The organism is Nocardia sp. NPDC060220 (assembly GCF_042727815.1).
Taxonomy (GTDB): domain Bacteria; phylum Actinomycetota; class Actinomycetes; order Mycobacteriales; family Mycobacteriaceae; genus Nocardia.
Genome location: NZ_JBHWZY010001036.1, coordinates 1 through 2,158, shown reverse-complemented (window position 1 = coordinate 2,158; position 2,158 = coordinate 1). Strand labels below are relative to the sequence as shown.

General features: G+C 60.0%; 3 protein-coding genes. 2 read left to right on the top strand and 1 reads right to left on the bottom strand.

Going from position 1 to position 2,158, the window contains the following annotated elements; genetic code table 11:
* On the bottom strand, window positions 1-70 hold a 70-nt coding region (locus ACFWF3_RS33315; RefSeq protein WP_379317916.1), incomplete at its 3' end, for a hypothetical protein.
* 425 nt (window positions 71-495) lie between these two features.
* Between ACFWF3_RS33315 and ACFWF3_RS33310 the strand changes: the two genes are divergently transcribed.
* Both ACFWF3_RS33310 and ACFWF3_RS33305 read left to right on the top strand, forming a co-directional pair.
* Window positions 496-1,362 (top strand): radical SAM protein, encoded by an 867-nt coding sequence (locus tag ACFWF3_RS33310; RefSeq protein ID WP_379317914.1) that lies wholly within the window; start codon window positions 496-498, stop codon window positions 1,360-1,362.
* Complete coding sequence (locus ACFWF3_RS33305; RefSeq protein ID WP_379317912.1) at window positions 1,359-1,769, top strand: DUF6375 family protein; 411 nt, start codon at window positions 1,359-1,361, stop codon at window positions 1,767-1,769. Before ACFWF3_RS33310 ends, ACFWF3_RS33305 begins: the two co-directional genes overlap by 4 nt.
* Window positions 1,770-2,158 lie beyond the last annotated feature (389 nt).

Here is a 2,158-nt window from a genome sequence, read left to right as displayed (position 1 = left end):
CCGCGCCGTCACCGAAGAGGAAGGCCGTCGCGCGGTCCTCGTGGTCGGTGAGGTCGCTGAGCCGCTCCACACCCCTGCGTGAAGATTACGAGCACAGTTCGATCATGAGACCGTCCGCAGACCGCTGCCCCGAAGGCTGGCTCGGGGATCGGCGCGCTGGGGTAGGCGTCACGACAACGGCGACGTGTTTGCAGCGCCCAGACAGGTTCGGCCTCTAGCAGATTGGGATCGCCAGGCACGCGCTTAGCGATACTGGCGGGTGAGCACGAAACGCAGGATCGCGTGTCTCCACGGCTGACCGCAGAGCCGAGCTCGGCCTACTGAGGCAGCCCGACCGGATGGGGGACTGATGCACGCGTCGGTGGCGAGTCAAGATGTCACCTCCTCGTGCAGCAGTCCCGATTACTCTGGCACGCTGAACGTCCAAGTTCTGATGTGGACGCATACACGAAGGGCGAACTAGTGAAGCGTCGACTCGGTCCTGACGGCGTCCACTTGTTCGACCGTGCGACCGGCTTGAATGTGCTGGTCGACGAGGTGGGCGTCCCAGAGGATCAATGGTCGGTGGCGCCACGTCAGGTATCGATCGCGGTCACGAACGCCTGTGAGCTGACCTGCTCGTACTGTTACGCACCGAAGCATCGTGCGCATCTGAACCCGAAGCGGCTGTGTGAGTGGATGGTCGAGCTCGATGACGCCGATACCCTCGGCATCGGGTTTGGTGGCGGAGAACCGACCGTTTACCGACACATTACTGACGTTTGTATCTACGCCGCCGAACACACGGGGTTGGCCGTCACGATGACAACCCATGGGCACAATTGGGACACAGACCTCGTCTCACGGCTGAGAGATGCCGTCAACTTCGTGCGGATCAGTGTCGATGGCACAGCAGACACCTACGAACGGCTGCGTGGTCGCAGTTTTGCCGAGCTGTGCGCTCGGCTGGACCTTATCGCTGAGAGCTTCCGGTTCGGGCTGAACTGCGTCGTGAACGCCAAAACCGTTGGGCAGCTCACCGCAGTGGCGAACCTGGCAGCCGAACGCGGGGCAGCTGAACTACTCTTGCTGCCTGAGCGACCCACTCGCATCGGCCGAGGGGCACCTCGTGAAGTCTTGTCCCAGCTAGAGGCGTGGGTGCTGTCATACTCGGGTTCGGTGCCGTTAACCATCTCCGAGGACGCGGCGATATCCCTGCCGATCGCTGTGCCCTTTCCGAACGAGACTGGCTTGAGGTCGTATGCGCACATCGACGCCAGCGGAATTGCTCACGCTACATCATACTCGGTGGCCGGCCAGATGATTGGCGAAGATGGCGTACTGGCGGCATTTGGGCGGCTCGCAACGACGGAGGTGGCATGAAAGTTTGGAGCGGGTACGGGACCGAGCACTCGATGAACCTAGTAATGGTTGGGAAATTCGAGGATGCCAAGTCAGCGGAGGCGGCGAAGGAAGTCATCGATCGACTAACTGAGGCGGCCGAAGCTGATGAAGCGGCTGGACGACTGGTCGCTGGAGACCCGCCGGAGGAGTTCAGCGAGCAATTGTGGCAGCTGTTGCGTGAGCTGGAGGTGAACAGCCTCGGGTACGCCGACCTTGAGCAGTTCTTGTACGACGTACAGGTTGGGGTAGATCAGGACAAGGTTGTCATCACCACCGATGAGGTCGATGTAATCGCGTTCATTAAAGTGCTACTCCACCGAGGCGCGAAGCTTAAGATATATTCTGCGCACGAGCACAAGGGCTTGGGTTATGGACGACCAACATGAGAAGCCGCGCTCCTGAACCTAGTGTGCAGTACCGGTGTTGGGCCGGTGACTATGCAGCGGCGGATGCCTATTCACCGTCATTTTGTGGGTTTTATAGGTAACGGCGAGGGGCTTATGACGAGTTTGAACTGGGACCGGTTCGAGAGTCTCCCGGGTGACAGCCGCGCGAATTTTGAGCTGTTATGGCGAGGAGCCATTTGGCTGAACTACCGGCGATTCGGGAGGTTTAGAGCGCGTGCTCAACAGCCTGGCGTCGAGTTTCATCTGAGACTTGAGCAGGACTGCTCGCTCGGCGAAGTCGGTCAATGGATTGGTTGGCAGACGAAGTGGTGGGAGATCGGATCCGGGACTCGAATCGGGGTGAACCGCAGAAATGACGTAGAGGATTC

Coding starts and splice junctions, on each gene's coding strand:
- ACFWF3_RS33305 (WP_379317912.1), top strand. CDS start 1,359: ATGAAAGTTTGGAGCGGGTACGGGACCGAGCACTCGATGAACCTAGTA.